This window comes from Flavobacterium sp. WC2430, from assembly GCF_040822075.1.
In the GTDB taxonomy this organism is placed as follows: Bacteria; Bacteroidota; Bacteroidia; order Flavobacteriales; family Flavobacteriaceae; genus Flavobacterium.
In genome coordinates, this window is record NZ_CP162007.1 from 1267314 (window position 1) to 1293799 (window position 26486).

Annotated in this window: 18 protein-coding genes and 1 tRNA gene; 10 read left to right on the forward strand and 9 right to left on the reverse strand. The window is 33.5% G+C overall.

Annotation, left to right across the window (positions count from 1 at the left end):
• Positions 1-195: 195 nt before the first annotated feature.
• The 4 genes from AB3G36_RS05495 to AB3G36_RS05510 all read left to right on the forward strand — a co-directional run bounded on the left by AB3G36_RS05495 (position 196) and on the right by AB3G36_RS05510 (position 8772).
• A complete protein-coding gene (locus AB3G36_RS05495) occupies positions 196-3138 on the forward strand; it encodes a SusC/RagA family TonB-linked outer membrane protein (protein ID WP_367756801.1) in 2943 nt (980 codons plus the stop codon).
• Between the two features lie 17 nt (positions 3139-3155).
• Positions 3156-4751 (forward strand): RagB/SusD family nutrient uptake outer membrane protein, encoded by a 1596-nt coding sequence (locus AB3G36_RS05500; protein WP_367756803.1) that lies wholly within the window; start codon positions 3156-3158, stop codon positions 4749-4751.
• A 20-nt stretch (positions 4752-4771) separates the two neighbouring features.
• Complete coding sequence (locus tag AB3G36_RS05505; RefSeq protein WP_367756805.1) at positions 4772-5851, forward strand: SusE domain-containing protein; 1080 nt, start codon at positions 4772-4774, stop codon at positions 5849-5851.
• Positions 5852-5913: 62 nt separating this feature from the next.
• A complete protein-coding gene (locus tag AB3G36_RS05510) occupies positions 5914-8772 on the forward strand; it encodes an alpha-amylase family glycosyl hydrolase (RefSeq protein WP_367756807.1) in 2859 nt (952 codons plus the stop codon).
• Positions 8773-8885: 113 nt separating this feature from the next.
• On the opposite strand, the gene acs is transcribed toward AB3G36_RS05510, so the two are convergent.
• The 9 genes from acs to AB3G36_RS05555 all read right to left on the reverse strand — a co-directional run bounded on the left by acs (position 8886) and on the right by AB3G36_RS05555 (position 20073).
• Complete coding sequence (gene acs / locus AB3G36_RS05515) at positions 8886-10793, reverse strand: acetate--CoA ligase (protein WP_367756809.1); 1908 nt, start codon at positions 10791-10793, stop codon at positions 8886-8888.
• A 26-nt stretch (positions 10794-10819) separates the two neighbouring features.
• Complete coding sequence (locus tag AB3G36_RS05520; RefSeq protein WP_367756811.1) at positions 10820-12721, reverse strand: acetate--CoA ligase; 1902 nt, start codon at positions 12719-12721, stop codon at positions 10820-10822.
• 18 nt (positions 12722-12739) lie between these two features.
• Entirely contained in the window at positions 12740-13102 is a 363-nt protein-coding gene (locus AB3G36_RS05525) for a response regulator transcription factor (protein ID WP_367756813.1), read from the reverse strand.
• Entirely contained in the window at positions 13099-15810 is a 2712-nt protein-coding gene (locus AB3G36_RS05530; protein WP_367756815.1) for an ATP-binding protein, read from the reverse strand. The genes AB3G36_RS05525 and AB3G36_RS05530 overlap by 4 nt, the downstream gene beginning before the upstream one ends.
• 338 nt (positions 15811-16148) lie before the next feature.
• A complete protein-coding gene (locus AB3G36_RS05535) occupies positions 16149-16373 on the reverse strand; it encodes a DUF6814 family protein (RefSeq protein ID WP_367756817.1) in 225 nt (74 codons plus the stop codon).
• Between the two features lie 10 nt (positions 16374-16383).
• Positions 16384-17922 (reverse strand): MFS transporter, encoded by a 1539-nt coding sequence (locus AB3G36_RS05540; RefSeq protein ID WP_367756819.1) that lies wholly within the window; start codon positions 17920-17922, stop codon positions 16384-16386.
• A gap of 27 nt (positions 17923-17949) precedes the next feature.
• Positions 17950-19188 carry a hypothetical protein gene (locus AB3G36_RS05545; RefSeq protein WP_367756821.1) on the reverse strand — a complete coding sequence of 413 codons (1239 nt, stop codon included), beginning with the start codon at positions 19186-19188 and terminating at the stop codon, positions 17950-17952.
• A gap of 105 nt (positions 19189-19293) precedes the next feature.
• On the reverse strand, positions 19294-19596 hold the full coding sequence (locus AB3G36_RS05550) for a helix-turn-helix domain-containing protein (RefSeq protein WP_367756822.1): 303 nt from the start codon (positions 19594-19596) through the stop codon (positions 19294-19296).
• A 404-nt stretch (positions 19597-20000) separates the two neighbouring features.
• Positions 20001-20073, reverse strand: a tRNA-Phe gene (locus AB3G36_RS05555).
• 99 nt (positions 20074-20172) lie between these two features.
• Between AB3G36_RS05555 and AB3G36_RS05560 the strand changes: the two genes are divergently transcribed.
• The 6 genes from AB3G36_RS05560 to AB3G36_RS05585 all read left to right on the forward strand — a co-directional run bounded on the left by AB3G36_RS05560 (position 20173) and on the right by AB3G36_RS05585 (position 26441).
• Entirely contained in the window at positions 20173-20907 is a 735-nt protein-coding gene (locus AB3G36_RS05560; protein WP_367756824.1) for a type III pantothenate kinase, read from the forward strand.
• Positions 20900-22150, forward strand: a complete 1251-nt coding sequence (locus AB3G36_RS05565; protein ID WP_367756826.1) for a hypothetical protein — start codon at positions 20900-20902, stop codon at positions 22148-22150. Before AB3G36_RS05560 ends, AB3G36_RS05565 begins: the two co-directional genes overlap by 8 nt.
• Before the next feature lie 53 nt (positions 22151-22203).
• Complete coding sequence (gene lptC, locus AB3G36_RS05570; protein WP_367756828.1) at positions 22204-22758, forward strand: LPS export ABC transporter periplasmic protein LptC; 555 nt, start codon at positions 22204-22206, stop codon at positions 22756-22758.
• Between the two features lie 18 nt (positions 22759-22776).
• Positions 22777-22971, forward strand: coding sequence for a hypothetical protein (locus tag AB3G36_RS05575; RefSeq protein WP_367756830.1), 195 nt, complete (start codon positions 22777-22779; stop codon positions 22969-22971).
• Between the two features lie 3 nt (positions 22972-22974).
• The gene (locus tag AB3G36_RS05580; protein WP_367756832.1) at positions 22975-24234 is read left to right on the forward strand and encodes a hemolysin family protein; all 1260 of its coding nucleotides are present in this window, start codon (positions 22975-22977) and stop codon (positions 24232-24234) included.
• Positions 24235-24341: 107 nt separating this feature from the next.
• A complete protein-coding gene (locus AB3G36_RS05585) occupies positions 24342-26441 on the forward strand; it encodes a peptidylprolyl isomerase (protein WP_367756834.1) in 2100 nt (699 codons plus the stop codon).
• The last annotated feature ends 45 nt before the right edge of the window (positions 26442-26486 follow it).

Here is a 26486-nt window from a genome sequence, read left to right on the forward strand (position 1 = left end):
ATAAAAATCTATTTTAATATAATTTATGGCAATTTAACCCTTATAAAATTAAATAAAGTAGAAACTTTTCAACACTATCACGTTTTCGTAACCCAATATAAAAGTGACTTTGTCGAGCACGTTAAAATTTACATAAATTTAACGCTCGAAGTATAAGTAAAGTTCAATAAAAACAAATTAATTTAAACAAAAAGTATGAAAACAATTTATAAAAAGTTGTTATTTTTAGTACTGCTATTGCCTTTTAGTATTCTGGCTCAGAATACTCTTAATGGGACAGTTCTTGATAAAATATCAGGACAACCAATTCCTGGGGTAAATGTAAATGTACAAGGCGCTATTAATGGCGTTTCCACTGATTTCGACGGTAAATTTCAATTAGTAAATGTGAAGAAAGGCGATAAAATCGTTTTTTCTTTTATTGGATATAAAAATACCGTTGTTAGTTATGCTGCTCAAAAAGCACTGACAGTTTCTTTAGAAGAAGATGAAAATCAATTGAAAGAAGTTGTTATCCAAGTAGGTTATGGTACTGTTAAGAAAAAAGATGCAACTGGAGCCGTAACCGTTTTATCAGCAAAAGATTTTAACAAGGGGCCTGTAACTTCTGCAGATCAAATGATTCAAGGAAAAGTAGCTGGTTTACAAATTATTAATGGTGGTGGTTCACCTGGAGTTGACCCAGTTATTAGAATTAGAAGTGGGTCTTCACTTTCAGCAAGTAATGATCCATTATATGTAATTGATGGTGTACCAGTTGCAAATGGTGGTGTAGAGGGTGGTAGAAATCCATTATCTACTATTAATCAAAATAATATTGAATCTATTTCAGTATTAAAAGATGCTTCTGCTACTGCAATTTATGGATCACGTGCTTCTAATGGTGTAATCATTATTACTACTAAAAAAGGAAAAGCAGGAGAATTGAAAGTTTCTTATAATGGTAATCTTCAGGTTTCTGAAATTACTAAAAAAGTAGATGCATTATCAAGTACTCAATTTAAAGAGTTTGTTGCAGCAAATGGAAATGCAGCTCAACAAGCACTTGTAGGTACTGCTAATACAGATTGGCAAGATGAAATTTATAGAACAGCAATTGGAACGGATCATAATGTTGCCTTAAGTGGTGGTGTTGATAATGTAGTGTACAGAGCTTCTGTAGGATATGCTAATTTGAATGGAATTTTAAAAAGAGATAATATGCAAAGAACTTCTCTTGGAGCTAATGTTACAGGGAATTTCTTTGATAAACATTTGAAAATTGAAATAAATAATAATACATCTGTTATAAAAAGTAATTACAGTACTACAGGTGCTGTTGGTGGAGCGGTTAGCTTTGATCCTTCACAACCAGTTAGAAATGCTGATGGTACTTATTTTCAATGGCAAACTTCTCCTACTGAAATCAATCAATTAGCGGGAGTTAATCCACTTTCTCAAATCGAACAACAAAACAACTATGGTAGTTTCTATAGAAGTATTGGAAACGTTCAGTTGGATTATAAGTTGCATTTTTTTCCAGACTTAAAAGCCGTAGCTAATTTTGGATATGATCAAATGACTGGAACTGGATATGGTAATACAGCGGCAGATTACCGTAATGGGTTTTCAGGTTCAGGATATAACAATACGTATAAAAATTTAGAGTCTCGTGATAATAAATTAATGGACTTGTACTTAAACTACAATAAGAAGGTTGAGTCTATTGATACACAATTTGATGTGACAGGGGGATATACGTACCAAGATTTTAAAGAATCAAAAAACAAGTCTTCTTATAATTTTGAAAGAGGAGTGACTAATAATGAGTTGTTTACGCCAACACGTATCAACTTGCAATCGTTTTTTGCAAGAACAAACATTACCATTGCAGATAAATATTTATTGACAATGTCTTTGAGACGAGATGGTACATCTAGATTTACAGAGAATTACCGTTGGTCAAACTTCCCAGCAGTTGCTGTGGGATGGAAATTAAACGAAGAAAACTTCTTGAAAGATGTGGAAGCTATTTCTAGTCTTAAATTAAGAGGAGGTTGGGGTATAACGGGACAACAAAATATTGGTAAATCGTATCCTTCAATTCCGTTGTATTTAGCGTCTAATAATGCTGCTCAATATCAAATCGGGGATACTTTTTATACTACTTATAGACCAGAGCCGTACAATAGCAATTTGAAATGGGAACAAACAACAACAGTAAACGTTGGTCTTGATTTTGGATTGTTCAATAATAGAATAACAGGTAGTGCTGATGCTTATCAAAGAATTACTAAAGATCTATTGTTGTTTACTTACAATCCGGCTTTCTTTGGTTTCTCAAATCAAGACAACTATAATATTGGGACAATCGACAACAAGGGAATTGAGTTAGCTGCTGAAGTTATTCCAGTGAGAAATGATAATTTTCAATGGACTATTGGTGGGAATGTAACTTTTCAAGATTCTAAAATCACTAAATTAACTACGACTCAAGACAACACTCCTGGTATAACTGATGTGGGATCAATTGACGGAGGTACAGGAAACTACATTCAAAGTCATCAAGTTGGTTATGCGCCAAATTCATTCTTTGTTTATGAGCAAGCATATGGAGCCGATGGTAAACCACTTGAAGGCGTTTTTATCGATAGAAATAAAGATGGTATCGTTAATGAAAGTGATAAATACCGTTTTCATAAACCAGCAGCTGATGTCTTTTATGCTTTTAATACAAGTGTAACTTATAAAAACTGGGATATGGGAATGAACTGGAGAGGTTCATGGGGTAATTATAATTATAACAACGTAGATTCTAATAAAGGGGTTTATAATAATGTTTTAACGAGAAATACCGATTTAAATAACGGAGTTGCTAACCTTTTAGAAACCGGTTTTACTAAATCAAATGATTTTCAATTGCATTCAGATTATTACATCCAAAATGCTTCATTTATCAGATTGGATAATGTGAGTGTTGGATATACTTTTAATCAAAAAGAAAATGCTACATCATTAGTTAAATTAACATTATCTGCACAAAACATTTTAACAATCACTAAGTATGATGGTTTAGATCCAGAGATTTCTGGAGGTATTGATAAAAATTTATATCCTAGACCAATCACATTTACGTTAGGTTTAAACGTTAATTTCTAATACAAATAATAAGAAAAATGAAAAATATATATAAACAACTATTGGGTATTTCTTTGTTACTGTTGGTCCTTACATTTCCATCATGTACCAATGATTTAATCCAATCTCCTGACAACGGAGATTCGGTTTCTGGTGATGAGTTTTTCAGCACGCCGGAATCGTATAAGCAAAATTTGGCCAAACTATATGCAGGTTTTGCCACTTCAGGGCAGCAAGGTCCTGCAGGAAAACCTGATATTTCAGGAATCGACGAGGGAACAAGTCAATACATTAGAGGGTATTGGATGATGCAGGAATTAACAACTGATGAGGCAGTTATAGGATGGAATGATGGAACTATTAAAGATTTTCATTCGCAATCATGGACATCTTCGGATAGTTTTATTAACGCTACTTTTGCTCGTTTCTCTTTTCAAATTGTGAACTGTAACGAATTTTTGCGCCAAACTACTGATGAGAAATTGGCAGCTAGAGGTGTAGATGCAACTTTAAAAAGCGAGATTGCTACTTACAGAGCTGAAGCTCGTTTTTTGAGAGCAATGACGTATTGGCATTTGATTGATACGTTTGGTAGTGGTTCTTTGGTTACTGAAGATTCTCCAACTAATTTTTACTATCCAGATTATGCTACTAGAGCAGAATTATACAAATTTGTTGACGAAGAATTAACTGCAATAGCAGGGCAATTAAAAGCGCCAAAAACAAATGAGAAGTATCGTGTAGATCAAGCTGCTGATTGGATGTTACAGGCTAAATTGTATATGAATGCAAAAGTATATATTGGTGTAGATCATTATGCTGAAGCAGTGCCGTTAATTACTAAAATAAATGGATCAGCATATAGTCTACATGCAAATTACAACCAATTGTTTTTTGCTGATAATGATAAAAATGGAGCTCAAAACGAATTCATTTTTGCCATTGCATTTGATGGTATTCATACCCAAACGTATGGGGGAACAACTTTCTTAACTCACGCTGCGGTAGGTGGTTCAATGAATGCTGCACAATTTGGTATTAACGGTGGTTGGGCAGGAATAAGAACTACAGCTGCTTTTGTAGATAAATTTGACGCAAATACGACTGATACACGTGGACAATTTTATACAGACGGTCAAACTAAAGAAATAAAAGATTTAGGAACTTTTACGGATGGATATGCAATTCAAAAATTTAGAAATGTTGATGTCAACGGAGTACAAGGTTCTGATAAATCTGGAGATTTTTCAGATTCAGATTTTCCTATTTTCCGTTTAGCAGATGCATATTTAATGTATGCTGAATGCGCCGTTAGAGGTGCAGCAGGTGCTAATATGGTTACTGCAACAACATACGTTAACGCTTTGCGTACAAGAGCAAAAGGAGCAACAATCTCTGAAGGTGATTTAAACCTGAATTTTATTCTTGATGAAAGAGCAAGAGAATTGCACTGGGAAGGACATAGACGAACGGATTTAATTCGCTTTGGTAAATTTACTGGCGGAGCTTATTTATGGCCTTTTAAAGGTGGTGCCGCTAGTGGATCTCCAACACAATCGTATAGAAATTTATTCCCGATTCCTGCAACTGCATTGGCATCAAATCAAAAGTTACAACAAAATCCTGGATACTAATAATTTAAAAAATATATAAAATGAAAAATATAACTAGATCAATAATTGCTTTATTTGCGATAGTTGCTTTGTCATGTAGCGTTGAAGACGTTCAAGATAGACCAGTTATCGAAGGTGTTGATTCACCAGTTTTAACGGCTCCAACAGACGGGGTGGCTTACATATTGACTCCAGAAAATGCAGCTGCACAAGCAGAACGTTTTACTTGGAAATCAGCTAATTTTGGAGGAGATGTTCAAGTGAACTATGTAGTCGAAATGGACACTAAGGGGAATGAATTTAAAACTCCTAAAGAAATAGGAAGTGCTTTGCCTTCTGATAATCAGGTTTCGGTATCAGTAGAATCAATGAACGGAGCTGCATTGGCACTTAATGCTACTCCATTTTCTCCTGCTGAAATGGAAGTTAGAGTTAAAGCAACTGTAGGAGCAACAAATATGTTTTCTAATGTAATAGGAATTGTTGTAACTCCTTATACTACCGAAAGCCCTAAATTATGGGTACCAGGAGGATATGCAGAAGCTTCTGGTTATGCTAAAGATTGGGATCCTGCTTCATCTCCTAAATTAGCGGCTTCGGGTTATGGAAAGGTTGATTTTGAAGGGTACATTAATTTTAATGATGCTAATGCTGAATATAAATTTACTAGCGCTCCTGCATGGTCACAACCTGGAGAATATGCTGCTGGAGCTACACCAGGAACATTATTGTTATCTGGACCTGATAATCTTAAAATTCCTGCTGCAGGATATTATAAAATGGAAGTTGATACTGAAAAATTAACTTACAAAGCCACTAAACAAGTTTGGGGAATTGTAGGTAATGCTACACCAGGAGGTTGGGATGCTGATACGCCAATGACTTATGATAAAGTTACAAAAAAATGGACTCTAATAGCTACTTTAACTACTCAATCAGCTCCAGATAATGGAATGAAATTTAGAGCTAATAACAATTGGGATTATAACTTTGGTGATACTGGAGCCGATGGAACTCTTGAAGGTGGAGGTACAAATATTGGAACTACTGCTGGGACTTATTTGATTACTTTAGATTTAAGTAACCCTAGAGCTTATACTTATACTATGGTTAAGCAATAATATTTTTTAATATTTGAAAAGGCTATCTTTACGGTAGCCTTTTCTATTAAAACCAAAAAACCATGAAGAAATTTTTACTTTTATTATTACTTTTTTTAATCTCCTCATTAAGTTTTGCGCAATTTACTAGTAACCCATCACCTGCAATCGCAAATGGAATCGTTACTCTTAATTTTAATAAAACAGGAACTACTTTAGCTACTTATTCAGGTACAATCTATGCGCATATTGGATTGACGGTGAATGGAGCAAGATGGCAAAACGTGAAAGGTACTTGGGGAAATAATACTACACAACCTAAATTAACTTTGGTTTCTGGAACTACTTATAAATTAGATTTAACACCTGATTTATATACCTATTTCGGTGTTCCAACGACAAGCTCTATTACTGAGATATGTGTGGTTTTAAGGAATGATGCTGGAAATATGCAAACCGCTGATACTTTTTTTAATGTTGGTGCTTTTCAAGCGACATTGACCTCTCCAACTGAAAATAGCTCAACGATAATTTCATCGGGTAGCAATTTTACTATCAGCGCATCTAATACTGGCGGAAATGCAAGCTATAACTTAAAATCAAACGGGGTTAGTATTAATACAAATGGTGCAACTGCAAATTATACTTACAGCCATACTAATATAACTGCAAACCAGAATTATGTATTGGAAATTACGCAAGGAGCCACTTCAGTTTTAAAAAAGTTTTCGGTTATTGTAAATCCAGGAGTAGCATCTGTGGCAATGCCTTCGGGATTATTAGATGGAATTAATTACAATTCAACGGATCCTACAAAAGCGACATTAGTTTTAGATGCTCCATTGAAGGATTTTATATATGTTGCGGGGACCTTTAACGATTGGCAACCTAATTCTAATTATGCAATGAAAAAGGATCCAGTATCAGGAAAATTCTGGTTGGAATTGACCGGATTAGTTTCTGGAACGAATTATAGTTACCAATATTGGGTGGGTGAAACAACCCCAATTGCCAATTCTCCAGCATTAGTAAAAACAGCTGATCCTTATTCGACATTAGTTCTTTCTCCTTATGACGATCCTTATATTCCTTCTTCAACTTATCCTAATCTTCCTGCTTATCCAGTAGGCCAGGAGAGAGAGGTAACTGTTTTACAAACGGGTCAAGCTCCCTATGCATGGAGTACGGCAACTACAAATTTTGTAAAGCCAGAGAAAGAAAAATTAGTTGTTTATGAAGTTTTAGTAAGGGATTTTGATGCAAATAGAAATTTTCAAGATTTGATTAATAAAATTGATTACTTCAAGAATTTAAAAATAAATGCAATTGAATTATTACCCGTAATGGAATTTGAAGGTAATGAGAGTTGGGGTTACAATACCTCTTTTCACATGGCTTTGGATAAGTTTTACGGACCTTCAAATAAATTAAAAGAATTTATTGATTTGTGTCATCAAAACGGAATTGCTGTTATTCTTGATGTAGCTTTAAATCATGCTTTTGGAAGAAATCCAATGGTAAGGATGTGGATGAATGATCCAGATGGGGATGGCTTTGGAAGCGCAACTGCCGAAAATCCTTATTTTAATACAGTAGCTAAACACAGTTATAGTGTTGGTGAGGATTTTAATCATACTTCTTTATTGACAAAAAATTATGTAAAAAGAGTGGTGAAGCAATGGATTGAAGAGTACAAAATTGATGGTTTTCGTTGGGATTTAACCAAAGGGTTTACGCAAAATTGTACTGCAAATGATGAGTCTTGCACAAATGCGTATCAAGCGGACAGAGTTGCGATTTTGAAAGATTATGCGGATTATTCGTGGAGTTTGGATCCAACACATTATACTATTTTTGAACACTTAGGAACAGATACTGAAGAAAAGGAATGGGCAAATTATAGAGTTACTGAATCACCTAGTAAAGGGATAATGATGTGGGGAAAGATGACTGATCCTTACAATCAATTGACTATGGGATACAATTCTAATAATGATATTTCTAGAATGAACAGTAAGGCTCATGGATTTACTAAAAATAGATTGATGGGTTATGCTGAAAGTCACGATGAAGAACGATTGATGTATAAAAACATACAATATGGGGCTAATCTAAATGGTTATAATGTAAAAACACCAAGTACTGCTCTTACTAGAATGTCAGCTTTAGGTGCGGTTACATTATTAGTTCCAGGACCAAAGATGATTTGGCATTTCGGAGAATTGGGTTGGGATTTGTCCATTTTTTCTTGTAACAATGGAACAGTAAACACTTCTTCTGATGCAACGGCTGGAGATTGTAAACTAGATACTAAACCACAACCACAATGGGTTAATAATTGGTTAGGGGATGCTGGCAGAGGTAAAATCTATACGGATTGGGCTAAAATGATTGCTTTAAAAATAAATGAACCCGTTTTCGTAGGTACTGCAACTATGGCTAGTGGGACTTCGCTGACTCCAAATATTAAGATTACCAACAGTGCTTTGGCATCGACGCAACTTAAAGATGTGTTAATTTTGGCTAATTTTGACCTGTCAGCTCAAAATGTAGCAACGGGCTTTCCATATATTGGAACTTGGTATAACTTGATGGATAATACTTCTATTAATGTTACAAACGTTAGTGCTACAATTAATATTCCAGCTGGAGAATTTAGAATATACGGAAATAAAGTGGCTGCTTTGGCAATTGCTAATTTCGAACATAAGGATAATTCAATTTATTTGTATCCTAATCCAGTCGAAAATTACTTTACACTCAACAGTGATGTAACTAAAGTAGAAATTTTTTCTATTACAGGACAATTGATGAAGAGTTTCAAAACGAATAAAAATGCTACTTTTCAATATGGGGTAAGCGATTTAGGTCAGGGAATATATGTTGTTAAAGCGTATACCGAAGAGAATCAAGTGAAAGTTATGAAGTTTATTAAAAAATAATTAAGTTGTTTTGGTTTGTTTGAAAAGCTGTTCTGAAAAGACAGCTTTTCTTATTTATAAAAAAAGCGACTTCATTCATGAAGTCGCTTTTTGCTATAATAAAAATTATAAAATTAAATTTTGCCGTTTTTTATTTCATCCACAATTTCAGGATTTAATAATGTAGAGGTATCCCCAAAATTAGAATAATCTCCTTCGGCTATTTTACGAAGAATTCTTCTCATAATTTTTCCTGAACGTGTTTTGGGTAGACCAGAAACAAATTGTATTTTATCTAACTTGGCAATTGGACCAATTTGATTTGAGATTTGTTGGTTGATTTCTTTCATCAAATTTTCTCTGTCGCGAGATTCCCCTGATTCTTTTAGAATAACATAACCATATAATGCATTTCCTTTTATGTCGTGTGGGAAACCTACAATAGCGGACTCAGCAACTGCTGGGTGCTCATTGATGGCGTCTTCAATAGGAGCTGTTCCTAAGTTATGACCGGATACGATAACTACATCATCTACACGACCCGTAATTCGGTAATACCCTACTTCATCACGCAAAGCACCATCCCCAGTAAAATATTTGCCTGGAAAGGCTGAAAAATAAGTTTCTTTATAGCGTTGATGATCGCCCCAGATCGTTCTGGCAATTCCTGGCCAAGGAAATTTAATACATAAAGACCCTACTACTTGATTGTCTTCAATTTCATTTCTTTTTTCATCCATTAATACCGGTTGAATTCCAGGTAATGGTAACGTGGCATAAGTTGGTTTTGTTGGGGTAACAAATGGGATTGGTGAAATCATGATTCCTCCCGTTTCTGTTTGCCACCAAGTATCTACCACTGGACATCTTTTATCTCCTACATGATCATTATACCAGTGCCAAGCTTCTTCATTGATTGGTTCTCCAACTGAGCCAATTACTTTTAAAGATTTAAGTGGGAATCGTTGTACATAATCTAAGCTTTCTTTTGCCAAAGCACGAATTGCGGTAGGAGCTGTGTAAAATTGATTTACTTGATGTTTTTCGATAATTTCCCAAAAACGACTAAAGTCAGGATAGGATGGTACGCCTTCAAATATAACTGTAGTTGCGCCATTTAGTAATGGTCCATATAGAATGTAAGAGTGTCCGGTTATCCAACCAATATCTGCGGTACACCAAAAAACATCGTTCTCTTCATAATTAAATACATTTTTGAATGTGTAAGCAGTATAGACCATATAACCTGCGGTGGTATGTACCATTCCTTTTGGTCTTCCAGTTGAGCCAGAAGTATAAAGAATGAATAAAGGATCTTCGGCATCCATTATTTCAGCAGTATTGTTATCTGATGCTTGATCTAAAAGGGGTTGCAACCATTGGTCGCGACCTTCTTTCATTTTTATATCCGTTTTGGTTCTTTTTACCACTAACACTTTTTCGACACAAGTAGTGTTTATTAAAGCCTCGTCAATAATCCCCTTTAAGTCAATTGTTTTGTTACCACGATATCCACCATCTGACGTAATTACCATTTTGCAATCACTGTCATTTATTCTAGTTGTTACAGCTGAAGCCGAAAACCCTGCGAAAACAACAGAATGAATGGCTCCAATTCTAGCACAAGCCAAAGTGGTAATAGCTAGTTCAGGAATCATGGGTAAATAAATACACACGCGATCCCCTTTTTGAATGCCTTGATCTCTCAACACATTTGCCATTTTACAAACACGTTGATGCAATTCAGTATAAGAAATATGTAATGCTTCTTCTTTTGGATCATTAGGTTCAAAAATGATAGCCGTTTTATCACCCTTTTTTGCAAGATGTCTGTCGATACAGTTTTTAGTAATGTTTACTTTTGCATCTTCAAACCATTTTATTTCGGCTTCAGCCATATTAAAATCGACAACTTTACTCCATTCTTGGTACCAAGTGAAGTTTTCTGATGCGATTTTGTCCCAGAATTTTTTAGGTTCACGAACTGATTTTTTATATTCTTTAAAGTATTCTTCTAGATTATTTATTTTGTAACGACTCATTTTTGTAATTTTTAATATAGTTAGTGTTATTTTTTATTATAAATGCCAATCTCATATTTTATTAAAATAGCATCGATTTCCTCAACTATAACCTCGTCGTCTATAGTAGATGGAATTTGGAAAGAATCACCGTCTGCAATACTACGCAATAATTTTCTTAAAATTTTCCCCGATCGTGTTTTGGGTAATCGTTCTACAATCACTACGTTTCTTAATGATGCTACTGCTCCAATTTGTTTTCGGACTAATTTTATAATTTCCTGCTCTAATTGAAAATGTTCAATATCTTCATTTAACTTTGTAACTACAAGAGCTAGAGGTATTTGCCCTTTTAGTGCGTCATTTATTCCTATTACTGCACACTCAGCAACGGATTGATGGGATGAAACAATTTCTTCCATTTCAGAAGTGGATAGGCGATGCCCTGCTACATTTATAACATCATCGACTCTTCCAGTGATAAAAATGTAACCATCATTATCTTTGTAACCACCATCTCCAGAGAAGTAATATCCAGGAAATTGGGTTAAATAACCCACTTTAAATCTAGGGTTGTCATTCCATAAATCAAGTAAGGTTCCAGGAGGTAAGGGTAATTGTATAACTACATATCCTTGCTCATTTGCGGCTACTTCAATTCCTTCTTCGCTAAAAATCTTAATATTGTACCCGCAAACAGCTTTACCTACCGAACCCGGTTTAACTGGTAATTGTTCTATTCCCATCATGTTAGCTATCATAGGCCAACCCGATTCTGTTTGCCACCAATGATCAATCGCGGGAACAGATATGTGTTTTGAATACCATTCTAAAGTAGCAATATCACAACGTTCACCAGCTAAAAATTGTGTTTTTAAAGAACTTAAATCGTATTTTTTTATAAAATCGCCATTAGGATCTTCTTTTTTGATAGCTCGAATTGCAGTAGGAGCGGTAAACATGGCATTCACTTTGTGCTCTGCAATAATTCTCCAAAAAGTGCTTGCATCTGGCGTTTTTATAGGCTTTCCTTCGAAAATAACAGTAGCATTTCTATTGATTAAGGGGCCATAAACAATAAAACTGTGACCCACAACCCAACCCACATCTGAGGCCGCCCAAAACACTTCATCTTTTTTTACATTATAGATGTATTGCATTGAAAATTGCAGTGCTACAGCATAACCACCAGTATCTCTTACCACTCCTTTCGGTTTTCCCGTTGTTCCAGATGTGTATAAAATATATAAGGGGTGTAAAGTATTTACAGGAATACAAGGGGTCTCTTCTGAGCCATACACTAAGGCATCATAATCAACATCGTATTTTTTAAACGGAACTTTAGCGCCTAATTTTCGATTGAATACAATTACTTTTTTAGGTCTATGCGATGCTAATTCAATTGCTTCGTCTACTAATGGTTTGTAGGTTATGAGACGGTCGATTTCAATTCCTGAAGAAGCAGTAATAATTAGTCTAGGTTTACAATCATCAATTCTAATTGCCAATTCGTGCGGAGCAAATCCGCCGAAAACAACCGAATGTGTTACTCCAATTCTGGCACATGCTAGCATTGCAAAAGCGGCCTGAGGAATCATAGGCATATAAATTATAGCCGTGTCTCCTTTTTTTAATCCTAATGATTGCATGCCTCCAGCAAGTTTGGCAACTTCTGTTTTAACTTCTTCAAAAGTATATTTTTTGACTGTTTGAGTTACAGGAGAGTCATAAATTATTGCCGTTTGATCTCCATAGCCATCTTGTATGTGTTTGTCTAATGCCAAATAACAAATGTTCAGTTCCCCATCTTTATACCAAAGGGGGTAACCCTTTTCATCTTTCGATAAAATTATTTGTGGTTTATTGTACCACTCAATAGTATCTGCTTGTGCTGCCCAAAAATCTTCGGGCTGCATGATGCTTTTGGTATAAAAATCGTTGTAATTCATGATTTGGTTACTTCTAAATTATTGCAATAAATCGTGTACTTGTTCTACTAATTTTTTTAATGAAAATGGCTTGACTACATATAAATTAGCACCTAATGAGAGGCCTTTTTCTATGTCTTTTTCTTTGTTTTTTGCAGAAAGGAATATCACTTTGCAATTTTGTAATCGATCATCTTTTTTTATTTGTTCTAATGTGGCAAAACCGTCCACCAGTGGCATCATTACATCGAGAATGATTATGTCAGGTAGTTGGTTTTGTAAAATGTCTAAGGCTTCTTGACCGTCACGTGCTATGAAAACTTCAAAATTATTTTTTTTGAAAGTATACTCCAAAGACATAACAATATTAGGTTCGTCATCTACAATTAAAATTTTCTTCATGGCAGTGTAGTTTCAGTAGTATTGTAATTAGGTAATGTGAAAATAAAAGTGGCTCCTTCGGTCTTTGTCTTTTTGGCCCAAATTTTTCCTTTGTGATGTTCAATTATTTGTTTGCAAATGGCTAGACCTAAACCACTTCCAATAGGTTTTTTGACATTTTGGTTTCTAGATTGATAGAATTTATCAAAAATAGCTTCAAAATCTTCTTCTTTAATTCCTTTGCCATTATTGTGAATTTGGACTTCAATAACATCTTTATTTTCGACTATAGTAATAGTAATTTTCCCTTCTTTTTCAGGGCAAAATTTTATAGCATTCGATAATAAATTGTGAATTACTTGAACAATCCGTTCTTCATCATAAAAGGCTTTTATTTCTTTTTGAGCTTGATGAAATTCTACCTCAATATTCTTATTTTTTATCAATTGTTTTACCGATTCTAAAGTATTTTTTATTGTTTTAGAAATGTTGTTTTTTGATAAATACAGTTTTTGTTTCCCAGTTTCAAATTTCTCTAAATCCAGAATTTTATCGATTAAACGATTCAATCGATCTGACTCGGAAATGATGTTTTGTAAAAAACGTTTTTTTAGTTCTTCGGGAATGTCTTCATCATCATGAAGGATTTCACTTGCAGCTCGAATGGCTGTAATTGGTGTTCTTAATTCATGTGTGACTGTGTCAAGAAATTCATCTTTTTGAATGTCTTTATTTATTAATTCTTGATTGGCATTTTTTAACTGTTGGGATATTTTTTTTAATTCATTCGAAGTATCCGTCAGTTTTTTATTGATGATAATATTTTCTTGAGATTCTTCCAGAATTCGAAGTACTTCGGTTAAGCTGATTTTGTCTTCTTTAATTACACTTGATATTAAGATTTTTGCGGAAGCCGTACCAATATGACCCGTTAATAAATTTTCGGCAAATTTTATAAATCGAGCATCGGCTGTTGTAATGTTTTTATCGATATTGTATTTTAAATTAAAAATAGTGAGTGCACGTTTGGTTCTTTCTTCACCCAGAAAACGTTGTAACACTTTTTGAATGTCTGATATGTATGCCGTTCCTTTCCATACAAAAGCATTCTCATGATTGGTGATGTATTTATCAATATCAACAAACATTTCGGCATAATTGCGTTCTCTGTAATTTCCTTTAAAACTGACAGAAATGGCAGCATAGCTCATTAAGTTGAATAATAAACTCCAAAAAACTGCATGCGGAATGGGGTCTAAATAATTTAATCCAAAAAGCTGAAATGGTTTCAGTAGTCCAATGCCCCAAGGTCCTTCTTGAATAAATAAGCTGGTCGATTTTGTAATTCCAATAGCATATGGAGCAAGAAGTGTATAACAACAAATAGTGAAACCAAGTATAATTCCAGTTACAGCACCATTTTTAGAACCTCTTTTCCAGAATAGAGCACCAAAAAAAGAAGGGGCTAATTGTGCAATAATCACAAAAGATACTAATCCAATAGATACCAATGTGTAATCCAGAATAAAAATTTTATAGATAGCATATGCCAAAAGGATAAGTAAAAAAATACCTATTTTTCTACTGTTTAAGATTCGTTTACTGTTTTTTTCTTGTAAATAATTTTCTAAGGAACCTATGAATCCATAAGGAATTAAAAGATTGTTGCTGAGCATCGTAGCTAAGGCGATAGATGAAACAACAATCATTGATATTGCCGCCGAAAACCCACCAAGAAATACTAATACGGTAAGCGTACTATTATTGAAAAATTGAGGGATTAATAAGGAATACGTATCTGAATTTAACCCTTGTCCTTCAAATAAAATATTTCCTCCCCAAGCAATTGGGAATACAAAAATATTGAAAAGTAATAAGTACAATGGAAATAACCAAATCGCTGTTCGAATATGAGTTTCTTTATTGTTTTCAATAATTGCGGTATGAAACTGTCGAGGTAATAGAAAAATAGCAAACATGGATAATACACAAAGAAAAAACCAATTAATGCTTTCACTCAACCCGCCGATAGAATTTTTTTTCTCAAAATTTTCAAGAATAGCTGCTTTAGTGTAAATGTCCCCAAAACCATCATAAACAAAATACGTTACGTAAATCCCGATGATCAAAAAGAAAACTAATTTTAATATGGATTCGATAGCTACTGCCGTTACTATTCCACGTCTTTTTTCGGAGGCATCTACATAGCGCGTCCCATAATAAGAAGCAAATAATGCCAAAGCAAGACAAACATAGGTAGTGGTATCATTGAAAATATTAGAATTTGATTGTGTTTTAGTGACAATATGAAAAGTATCTGAAATCGATTTTAGTTGTAAAGCGATATAGGGAACAATCCCAAAAATGCAAATCAAGGTAACTAATGCTCCTAGAAATCTACTATTCCCATAACGAAGGGAAATAAAATCGGCAATACTGGATATTTTATTCACTCTTGAAATTCGGATAATTCTCTTGAGGATAATCATCCAAGTGGGTATAATTATGATTGGACCTACATAAATTGGTAAATAACTTAATCCTGAATTTGCAGCAAGACCTATACTGCCATAATAAGTCCAAGCAGTACAATAGACAGCTAGTGAAAAGGAATAGATGTAGGGATTGTTTGTCCATTTAGAGTGGCTTCTTTTTTCTGCCCAATAGGCAATATAAAAGAGTATGGACACATAAAGTGCTAAAATAAATAAAAGGCCTATACTACTCATAATATTTTTTTATGATTAGAAAGGTTATAGCAATTGAAAAAAGCCAAGCCGAAAAAATATAGATATACACGATTGGAAAGCCAAAAAGGGGTTTTGAGCTGTCAAATAAAAGTAAAAGAGGAATGTTCAATACTAATAACATTAGTATTGAAAGGATAACCAACTTTTGTTCGTGTCTTTTTTTCATATTAAAGAACTGTTTGCTCTACAACAGAATTAGCGTATCACCATCTTTATGCCTTGTTTAATATATGAATCAAGGGATTTTAATGGAAATTAAAATAAGCAATCTCTACATGTAAATGTAGAGACTGCGTATTAAAAAAATGGTTTGGTTGTTATTTTTTTTCGTCGTAGTCACCCATTAAAGCATAATAGCCAAATGTACCTAACCCTAAAACTATTAATGGTGTAAGTATGAAAAGGATAATAATTCCAAATACTAAATCGTCTTGTTTACCTGACATAAATTTGGGCAACCCAAAAGTGAAGATGCAAAAATAAGCAGCGGCTAATGCTAAGGCAATCCAAACTAATCCTAAAACTCTTTTTATTTGATTCATAGCTTTTTTTTTAAATGTGAGTGTTTTTTGTGTCTTTGTTTTTAATGTAAACCATTCCTACTACAAAGCATACAGAGGCTATGATAATTGGATACCAAAGTCCTTCTAAATAAAACTCAGCATCGCCAGCATTTTTGCCGTTAATAACTAAGTAAGTGGATATAGCGGGAAGTAATCCTCCAAAAATTCCATTTCCTACATGATATGGTAATGACATAGAGGTATATCTAATTTTTGCAGGGAACATTTCTACTAAGAATGCAGCAATTGGTCCATAAACCATGGTGACAAATATAACCTGTACAAATATTAAGAATATCAATACCCACTTGTCATCCCAATTGATGTTGATTGTTGTTTTTGTCTCTATCTTAGGTTTTCCATCAATTATCATTGCTTTACCGTCCTCTAAAGATACGGTTTTTATTTCCAGCAAAGTGGTGCCATCAGAATACTCTTTATTAGTTGTATAAATAGAATCCATGGTTTGTTTTTTGTTCTCTTTCAGTTCAGAAACTATTTTTGTGCTAGCAACTAATTCTGTTTTATTTTTCACATTTGTTGTTTCAAACATTTGTTTATAAATAGGTCTGTATAGTAAAATAGCCAAAAGCATTCCTCCCATCATAATGTATTTTCGGCCTATTTTATCACTTAGCCAACCAAATACAATAAAAAATGGAGTTCCTAATATCAATGCAATTCCTAATAAAGTATCTACTTGAGAAGAGTCGATTGACATTACCGTTTTCATGAAACTCATGGCGTAGAATTGTCCGGTGTACCAAATAACTCCTTGACCCATAGTAGCTCCAAATAAAGCTAATAAAACAAATTTTAAATTGTAACGATTTCCAAAACTTTCTTTTAATGGATTTGTACTTGTTTTTCCTTCTGATTTTGCTTTTGCAAAAACGGGAGACTCATCCATGTTTTTTCTAATTAGATAAGAAACCCCTACCATGATTATAGAAACCCAGAATGGAACTCTCCATCCCCATTCGTCAAATTGTTCAGGAGTAAGGACGTTTCTTGTAGCTAAAATCACCATTAAAGAAATAAATAAACCAACTGTTGCTGTGGTTTGAATCCATGACGTCCAATACCCTCTTTGGCCTACAGGTGCATGTTCAGCTACATATGTTGCAGCTCCACCATATTCTCCACCAAGTGCAAGACCTTGAAGCATTCTTAATATTAAGACTAAAACTGGTGCCATGAATCCTATTGTTTCATAACTAGGGATACAACCTATAAGAAATGTTGCTCCACCCATTAGTAATAAAGTAACCATGAAAGTGTATTTTCTTCCAATTAAATCCCCTAATCTTCCAAAGAAAAGTGCTCCAAATGGGCGCACTACAAAACCAACTGCAAATGTTGCTAATGTTGCTAAGAAGGCTGCGGTTGGGTTATCGGCTGGGAAAAATTTAGTTGAAATGACAACGGCTAAACTTCCAAAAATATAGAAGTCATACCATTCTATCATTGTTCCCATTGAGGATGCGGAAATTACTTTCCAAATTCCTTTTGTTGATTTAGTACTCATAAATTATTGGTTTTTTTGGTTTGTTAATTATAGATAAATCATTGCTTGAAGCGTGATTGTGTTTACAGCTTTGTCTGTGGCGTATTTTAAAGATTGGTATTCTAGTGTTAATTTAGAATTATGGCCACTAAAAAAAGCATTAGCACCAATGCCTATTTGAGAAGCGTTATCATTTAAAGCGTCAATTTGTCTTTCGTCAATTGATAAATAAGGCTGAAAACGTGTTTTTGATTTTCCTGGAAGCACATATCCTAGGTGTGCGTGAATCATTGATCCCGTTTCATAAGTTGTTCCAAGTCTATAATTTTTTCCGTAATCTGTATTTTGATATAAAGCGTAAGCGGTAACTGCAGCGCCATTTTTTCCAACAGGTACATCGTAAAATGCGTCTAAGCCAAAAATAGTTACATTTTCACCACTTAGATTTCCACTAAGGTCTGCAATCACAGATCCATTTGGATGAGAAAAGAATCCTGCTCCAATGTTGAATACTTTTTTAGTCCCTAGATAAGTTCCTACTTTGTATGGTAAAAAGTTACTCTCTGAATCTAAAAATCCGTATTCAAAATAACCTGCATAAGTTCTTCCTGCTTCTTTGGATCCAAGTAATCGAGCGCCGGTATAAGTTGCCGCACCTCCATTTGTAGGTACAGTTGTTGCTTGTAAGTTATTTGTTGCGGCTCCATTTACTGCAACGCGATATTGAAATTTACCTAATACACCTTTTGCAAATACCCCTATATGTCTAGCAAACTGGTCGGATAGCCCTAGGGTAGCCCATGCTTGACGCTGATTATCTAAGGTCATTATGTTTAAAGTACTTTGGTTGTTTAATCGAGAAATTCCATTCCAGTAATGCAAACCTGCTCCAATCGCATTGTTTTTGCCAAGGCTATATTGCGTCCAAACATCATGTAAGAATAGCTGAGAGCTTTCTCCTTTTCCAGTAGGAGTTATGTTAGAAGCGTTAAGACTGTTTAGGCCAAAATGTGTTACGATTAAAAAATCTTTGTTTATTTGTGCATACATTAAAACACGAGCTCTTCTTATGCTGAAATCTAAATCAGCTTGTTCATTCCCGTTTCCATCTAATGGGCGGTCAGAATTGTATTGTCCCCATATTTGTGCCCAAGAGATTACCCTAAGGTACTTTGAGCCCTCTTCGTTTAAGTTGAATTTCATTCCGGCTCCGTAATCGGGAGATCCTTGCGAAAATCCTTTTAAACTGATTAACAGTATAACTGTAATCAAATATATTTTTTTCATAATTAATTAGGTTTGGTTGGTAAGGTGGTTGGTTATAACGGTGCCAAATTCTAATTTTTTGTTAATAAAAAAAATTATGATATATATACTTGTTAAGTACTATAGTTAATCTTTAAAACGTTCCCACTTGATAAGCATAAATTTGTCTCCTAACTCGGTTATTATCATACCGGCTCCAGATAATAATTCCTTTTTTTTGATGTATTCTACTAGTTCTAAATGATTAAATATCTTATAAGTAGGATGGTAATTAGCATGGGATGGTTTTTTAATGTTAAAACTTTTTACCCAATTACTTACAGTTACATGTGAAACCCCAATAATACGCTCGATTTCTCTATAACTCAGTCCTTCTAAATACAATTGTAATGCCTTTGTAACATAATAATCATCTATCTTTTTGCCCATTTTAGCTACAGTGAAAAAGTAATTGCATTTTTTGCATAAATACCTTTGTTTACTGTTGATTACACCACTTTTTATAATTTGATTGTTTTGACATTTTGGACAGGTTAAAATCTCCATGTATATAAATTTTGCATAAATATATTAAATTAGCAAGTATTATTTTCTGAATTTATCATTAATAATAAAAAATAAATGCGAACCTTTCATTTTTGTCAGCAAATAGAATGATTATTAGCAAAAAAAAAGAATTTATTAGAGTGTGGGTTAATTATGGAATTAGTTTAGGTCAGATAAATAAATGGAGGCTTGTAGATATTTAAGACGCTTTTTGTAAGAAGTAAAAAGAGGAAGGGTACTTAAATAGATTTAAAACAAAAAACCCAAACATTGCTGTTTGGGTTTTGTGGTACCTCCAGGGATCGAACCAGGGACACATGGATTTTCAGTCCATTGCTCTACCATCTGAGCTAAGGTACCGTGCTTATTGCGGGTGCAAATATAGAATGATTTTTAGTATATCCAAAACATTTTTTTAAAAAAATCAATTCGTACCTTCGCCAAACAAAGATTTAAATTATGATTTTAACCATTGACGTAGGGAATACGAGAATAAAAGGTGCTGTTTTTGAGGGTAATACTGCTTTGGAGTATTTTGTTTTTAATGCCATTGAACTTGAAAAAAGTATTAAAAATATTTTAAATACTTATAAAAAAGTGACCCATTTAGTGGTTGCGTCTGTTGGAAATGTTAGAAAAGAGGCTTTTTTGGTATTTGAAAAACAGATTTGCATCCATTTTGTTTCTCATACGGATTCTTTTCCTTTTGTCAATGCATACGAAACGCCTCAAACGTTGGGAATTGATAGAATGGTGCTTGCTTCGGGAGCGACTTTGCAGTTTTCTAAGCAAAATCGGTTGGTTATCGACGCAGGAACTTGTGTAACTTATGATTTTATTGATCAGGATGATAATTATAGAGGTGGTGCAATAACGCCAGGATTGCGATTGCGATATGAAGCCTTGCATAATTATACTTCCAAATTACCGTTGCTAGAATTGGAAAGTCCTAAAGATTTTATTGGAAACTCAACTTCTCAGTCGATTCATTCAGGGGTAGTAAACGGACTGGTCTATGAGATTGACGGTTTTATCGATGAATATAAAGGACTAAGTCTAAATTTTATAATAATTTTAACGGGTGGAGACACAGAATTTTTGGCTAAACGATTAAAAAATACCATATTTGCCAATTCAAATTTTCTTTTAGAAAGTTTGAATCAAACATTTCAATATAAAATCAAAAATGATTAAAAAAATTATAATAAGCGCTTGTTTGCTTTTATCACTAGTTTCCTTTGCTCAAGAAGGTACTTCATCGCCTTATTCTTTTTATGGAATTGGAGATGTAAGATTTAGAGGGACGGCAGAAAGTCGTTCTATGGGTGGTGTATCTGTTGAGCAAGACAGTATTCATATTAATTTAGAGAATCCTGCCAGTTTTGCTAATTTAAAGCTGACTACTTTTGCTCTTGGCGGGACTTATGCAACAAATAAATTAAAATCGGATTCAAAATCTGAAAGTGCAAAACGTACTACGTTGGATTATTTAGCCGTTGGATTGCCTTTAGGCAAAGTAGGTGTTGGATTTGGTTTAATTCCTTATTCATCTGTTGGTTATAAAATAGAGTCGCTTTCAGCAGATGTTAATGCTAATAATAGAAGATATAGCGGTACTGGGGGATTAAATAAAGCTTTTTTAGGGGTTGGATATAAAGTGACTTCTGGTTTTAGTTTGGGAGCAGATGTAAATTATAATTTTGGTAAAATTTCTACAAGTAGCTTAGAATTTATCACAGGTGTTCCAGTTGGAACTCGTGAACTGAATACAGCTGATTTGTCTGGAGTGAATTTTAATATTGGTGCGATGTATCAAACTAATTTAACTAAAAAACTTACTTTGTTTACTAGTTTGAATTATTCATTAGAAAGTTCACTGAATTCTAAAAACACGAGAAATATTTCTACGGTAATTTACAATTCAGGATTTGATGTGGCGGTTGTAGATGTTTTAGATCAGCAAAACAGTAAAGTCACAATGAAGTTCCCAAGTAAAATATCTTTAAGTGCAGGAATTGGGGAGTCAAAAAAATGGCTTATTGGAGGTAAAATAGCGTATCAAAAAAATCCAGGAGAGGCTAATGATTATAATGCTTCAAGTAATGTTGGATATGGGAAATATGGAAGTGTAAGTTTAGGTGGGTACTTTATTCCAAACTACAATTCATTTTCTAGTTATCCAAAAAGAATAGTGTATAGAGGAGGTATTAGATACGAAAAAACAGGTCTAGTTGTTAATGGTGAATCTATAAATGATATGGGAGTAACGGCAGGACTTGGTTTTCCAATAACAGGAGTTTTCTCTAATGTAAACCTTGGGGTTGAACTAGGTAAAAAGGGGACTACTACCGCAGGTTTAGTTCAAGAAAATTATTTGAAATTTAGTTTAGGTTTTTCATTGAATGACAAATGGTTTGTTAAGTCTAAATTTAATTAATTACTACAAATACACCTTTTTTATAAATTCAGCTAACTTGTTATGTTTATTAAATGACTTTACTAAAAAAATATAGCATGTTTCCAGTAGTCACAGTTTTAGCTGTGACTCTGTTTTTTGGTTGTGAAAGTAATTTTAAAGAAGTTCAAAAAATAAATTTTACTGAATTCACTCCAAGTAGCGATGCTGACATTGTGAATTTAAAATATACAGATTCAGGTCTTATAAAATTGATTTTAATAAGTCCTAAAATGTTAGATTTTGGAAGTGTTAATTTTCCTTTTACTGAATTTCCAAAAGGGGTGGATGTTACTTTATTTGATAACAAAGCTAAAAAAACCCGGATAACATCTAAGTATGCGGTTTCATATAGTCTCACGGGTATAATTGATTTGCAAGGAAAAGTTAAGATTGCTTCTCAAGAAGGGCAAACGTTAGAGACGGAGCAATTGTACTACGATCAGAAAAACGAGTGGTTTTTTACTGAAAAAAAGTTTAAATTTACAGATGCTAAAGGGTCTTCTAATGGACAAGGAATTGACTTTAGTAAAGATTTTAAAGTTATAAACTCACAAAGAATTACCGGCGAATTTGATTCAGCCGAATAAATTTCAAATTATAATATTATGGGTTACTTAAAATACACGCCTTACATTTATCTTATTTTTGCATTGTACTTTATGTATGAAGGGATTGTAAAGTGGAATGATACTGAAACTGGACCTTGGTTAAGTTTTATGATAGCCGGACTGGCTATTTTTATGTTTTTCTTCAGGAGGAAATTCGCAAAAAAATTGGGAGACCGTAATAATAAATTATAATCCATGGAAATTAGTATTATAATAATATGCTTAATACTATGTGCCTTTTTTTCTGGGATGGAAATAGCATTCATTTCTTCCAATAAGATTTATCTGGAAATAGAAAAAAAGCAAAATAATTTCCTTTCAAAAATCCTTACTAAACTTACTGAAAAACCTTCTAAGTTTATTGCTGCCATGCTTATTGGTAATAATATTGCATTAGTAGTGTATGGTTTTTTCATGGGGGATTTGTTAATGCGTTGGGTAGATTCTTTTAAATTTCATTTTTCAGATTTATCAAATTTATTTTTGCAAACCCTATTATCAACCTTAATTGTTTTGATAACGGCTGAATTTATGCCAAAGGTTTTCTTTCAGATTTATGCTAATGTGCTTATAAAATTCTTTGCAATACCTGCTTATTTTTTTTATCAGTTATTCTATTTCATTTCTACTTTTTTCATTTGGGTTTCTGATTTTATTCTAAAAAAATTCTTTAGAACTGATGGTGATCAAGTGCAGCTTTATTTTAGTAAAGTGGAGTTAGGGAACTACATCACGGAACAAATGAGTACGGTGGAGGATAATGATGAAGTCGATTCAGAGATTCAAATGTTTCAAAATGCATTGGAGTTTTCAGGTGTAAAAGCTAGAGATGTAATGAGTCCTAGAACGGAGATTGTTGCAATAGATTTGTTTGACTCTATAGAAGAGCTCAAAGAGTTGTTTATAGAAACAGGTTATTCTAAAATTGTGGTTTATGAGAATTCTTTGGATGAAATTGTGGGTTATGTTCATTCATTTGATTTATTCAAAAAACCTAAAAGTATCAAATCAGTAGTCATTTCAGTCGAATTTGTTCCAGAGACAATATATATAAAGGATGTCATGAATTTGCTTACTAAAAAAAGAAAAAGTGTCGCTGTAGTGCTAGATGAATATGGAGGTACATCAGGTATTATCACGATAGAAGATATTGTGGAAGAACTTTTTGGTGAAATTGAAGATGAGCACGATTCGGATGAGGAATTAATCGAAAAAGAACTTGGAGATGATAGCTACCTTTTTTCAGCACGATTTGATGTAGAGTATTTAAACCAAACGTATAAATTGAACATTCCTGAAAGTGATTCTTACGGAACTTTAGGCGGTTTTATTGTTGATTTCACAAAAGAAATTCCTCTAAAAGGAGAGGTAATTACCATTGGAAACTATCATTTTGTGATAGAAGAAGCTACAAATAAGAAAATTGAATTGGTTAATATGACCGTAAAAGAGTGATTTGTTTTGTAAAAATATTTTTTTTGTAAAATAAAACGCTACTAGTATAATTATTAATTAGATAATTGTATTTTCGCAAACTGAATATAAAATTAACAACAATAAAAATGGCAGTTTTATCAAAAATTAGACAACGTTCCGCTTTAATGATTGCAGTTATCGCATTGGCTTTATTTGCATTTATCATAGGTGATTTATTTAAAAGTGGTAGTTTCAACAGTACATCAAAAGATGTAGGAAGTATCAATGGAAAAGATATTTCATTTGAAGATTTTAGAATTAAAGTAAGTAATGTTGAAAAAAGTGGTCAAGGTATCACTTCTACAGCAGCAGCTAATAAAGTATGGGATCAAGAAGTTTCTGTTGCTTTATTGACATCTGAATTTGATAAATTAGGATTAAGAGTAGGAGAAAAACACTTATTAGAAGTTTTAAAAGCAGATCCAAATATTGGTAAAAACCCAATGTTTTTAAATGCTGCAGGTATGTTTGATTTGGCTAAATTTAAAGAATATTTCAAGTCAAATCCTTCTCAAGCACAATATTTAAAAGACAGAGAGAAAGATGCAGAACTGAATGCGAAGTATCAAATTTATAATACATTGATTAAATCAGCTATCTACACAACTGAAAGTGAAGGGAAATTGAGATATGAAATGGAAGCTAATAAAGTGAATTTTGCTTTTGTAGCTGGTTTATATTCAACTATCAAAGACAGTGATGTTAAAGTTACTGATGCTGATATTGTGGAATACATGAAGAAAAACGAGAAAAAATTTAAGGCTGATGAGTCTCGTGAAGTAGAATATGTTTTAATTGAAGATAAAGCTTCGAAAGAAGATGAGGCTGAAGTTAAATCTAAAATAAATGCATTGTTATCAGGAAGTGTGGTTTATAACCAGGCTACTGGTAAAAACGATACATTATCAGGATTCAAATCAGCTAAAAATACAATTGAGTTTGTGAATTCAAATTCAGATGTTCCTTATGATTCTACTTATATTGCTAAAAAAGATTTGCCAGCTATTGATGCAGATCAATTGTATAACCTTGCTCCGGGAGAAGTATATGGTCCTTATGTTTTTGGAAAGTACTATTGTATTTCAAAATCAATGGGTAAAAAAATAGGTGTAAATGCAAAAGCGAGTCACATTTTAATTAGCTATGAAGGGACACAAGTTCCTAATCAAAAAGAGAAAAGAACGAAAGAAGAAGCAAAAGCGAAAGCAGAAGCAATCTTAGCACAAGTAAATGCTAATCCAGATAGTTTCTTGATGTTGGCTTATACAAACTCTGATGATTCATCAGCACAACAAGGTGGTGATTTAGGATATTTTGGTCCAAACCAAATGGTAAAACCATTCAATGACTTTGTTTTCAATAATGGTATTGGTAAAGTAGGTTTGGTTGAAACTCCTTTTGGATTTCATATTATCAAAATTACAGATAAGCAAGACGGAATCCGTTTAGCGACTGTAGCTCAAAAAATTGAAGCGTCAGAAGCTACTTCTGATAAAGTATTTACACAAGCGACCAAATTTGAAATGGATGCTACTGATAAGGGGTTTACAAAAGTTGCTAAAGATATGGCTCTAACAGTTGCAGCTCCTGTTACTGTAAGCGTAATGGATGAAAATTTTGGACCTTTAGGAAATCAAAGAGCTATTGTAAGATGGGCTTTTGAAGATGGTACTAAAGTTGGTGCAGTAAAACGTTTTGAAGTACCTAATTTAGGTCATGTTATTGCAACGGTTAAAAATATTGACAATTCAGGATTAGTTTCAGTTACTCAAGCAAGATCTTATGTTGAGTCTATTCTTAAAAATAAGAAAAAAGCGGAGTTGATAAAAGCGAAGATGACAGGAAGTTCACTTGAAGCTATTGCAAAAGCAGCTGGTTCAACTGTTCAACAAGCTTCTGATGTTACATTGCAAAACCCAGTTTTAACTGGTGGAGTTGGTCAAGAGCCTAAGGTTGTTGGTACTGCATTTGCTTTAGCAGCAAATAAATTATCGGTTCCTATAGAAGGAAATACAGGAGTTTATGTTGTGAAAAATATAAGTACTGTTAAAGCGCCAGTTTTAAAAGATCATGCTACGTATGTTGCACAAATGAAAGCACAATCTGCAGGAGATGTAAACAGAGTTTTACCTGCTTTGAAAGATAATGCTGAAATTAAAGACAATAGAAAGCAATTCAATTACTAATAAATAGTTAGTTATTATTTCATAAAAAAACTCGATACTAAGTAT

Coding starts and splice junctions, on each gene's coding strand:
- AB3G36_RS05495 (WP_367756801.1), top strand. CDS start 196: ATGAAAACAATTTATAAAAAGTTGTTATTTTTAGTACTGCTATTGCCT.
- AB3G36_RS05500 (WP_367756803.1), top strand. CDS start 3,156: ATGAAAAATATATATAAACAACTATTGGGTATTTCTTTGTTACTGTTG.
- AB3G36_RS05505 (WP_367756805.1), top strand. CDS start 4,772: ATGAAAAATATAACTAGATCAATAATTGCTTTATTTGCGATAGTTGCT.
- AB3G36_RS05510 (WP_367756807.1), top strand. CDS start 5,914: ATGAAGAAATTTTTACTTTTATTATTACTTTTTTTAATCTCCTCATTA.
- acs (WP_367756809.1), bottom strand. CDS start 10,793: ATGAGTCGTTACAAAATAAATAATCTAGAAGAATACTTTAAAGAATAT.
- AB3G36_RS05520 (WP_367756811.1), bottom strand. CDS start 12,721: ATGAATTACAACGATTTTTATACCAAAAGCATCATGCAGCCCGAAGAT.
- AB3G36_RS05525 (WP_367756813.1), bottom strand. CDS start 13,102: ATGAAGAAAATTTTAATTGTAGATGACGAACCTAATATTGTTATGTCT.
- AB3G36_RS05530 (WP_367756815.1), bottom strand. CDS start 15,810: ATGAGTAGTATAGGCCTTTTATTTATTTTAGCACTTTATGTGTCCATA.
- AB3G36_RS05535 (WP_367756817.1), bottom strand. CDS start 16,373: ATGAATCAAATAAAAAGAGTTTTAGGATTAGTTTGGATTGCCTTAGCA.
- AB3G36_RS05540 (WP_367756819.1), bottom strand. CDS start 17,922: ATGAGTACTAAATCAACAAAAGGAATTTGGAAAGTAATTTCCGCATCC.
- AB3G36_RS05545 (WP_367756821.1), bottom strand. CDS start 19,188: ATGAAAAAAATATATTTGATTACAGTTATACTGTTAATCAGTTTAAAA.
- AB3G36_RS05550 (WP_367756822.1), bottom strand. CDS start 19,596: ATGGGCAAAAAGATAGATGATTATTATGTTACAAAGGCATTACAATTG.
- AB3G36_RS05560 (WP_367756824.1), top strand. CDS start 20,173: ATGATTTTAACCATTGACGTAGGGAATACGAGAATAAAAGGTGCTGTT.
- AB3G36_RS05565 (WP_367756826.1), top strand. CDS start 20,900: ATGATTAAAAAAATTATAATAAGCGCTTGTTTGCTTTTATCACTAGTT.
- lptC (WP_367756828.1), top strand. CDS start 22,204: ATGACTTTACTAAAAAAATATAGCATGTTTCCAGTAGTCACAGTTTTA.
- AB3G36_RS05575 (WP_367756830.1), top strand. CDS start 22,777: ATGGGTTACTTAAAATACACGCCTTACATTTATCTTATTTTTGCATTG.
- AB3G36_RS05580 (WP_367756832.1), top strand. CDS start 22,975: ATGGAAATTAGTATTATAATAATATGCTTAATACTATGTGCCTTTTTT.
- AB3G36_RS05585 (WP_367756834.1), top strand. CDS start 24,342: ATGGCAGTTTTATCAAAAATTAGACAACGTTCCGCTTTAATGATTGCA.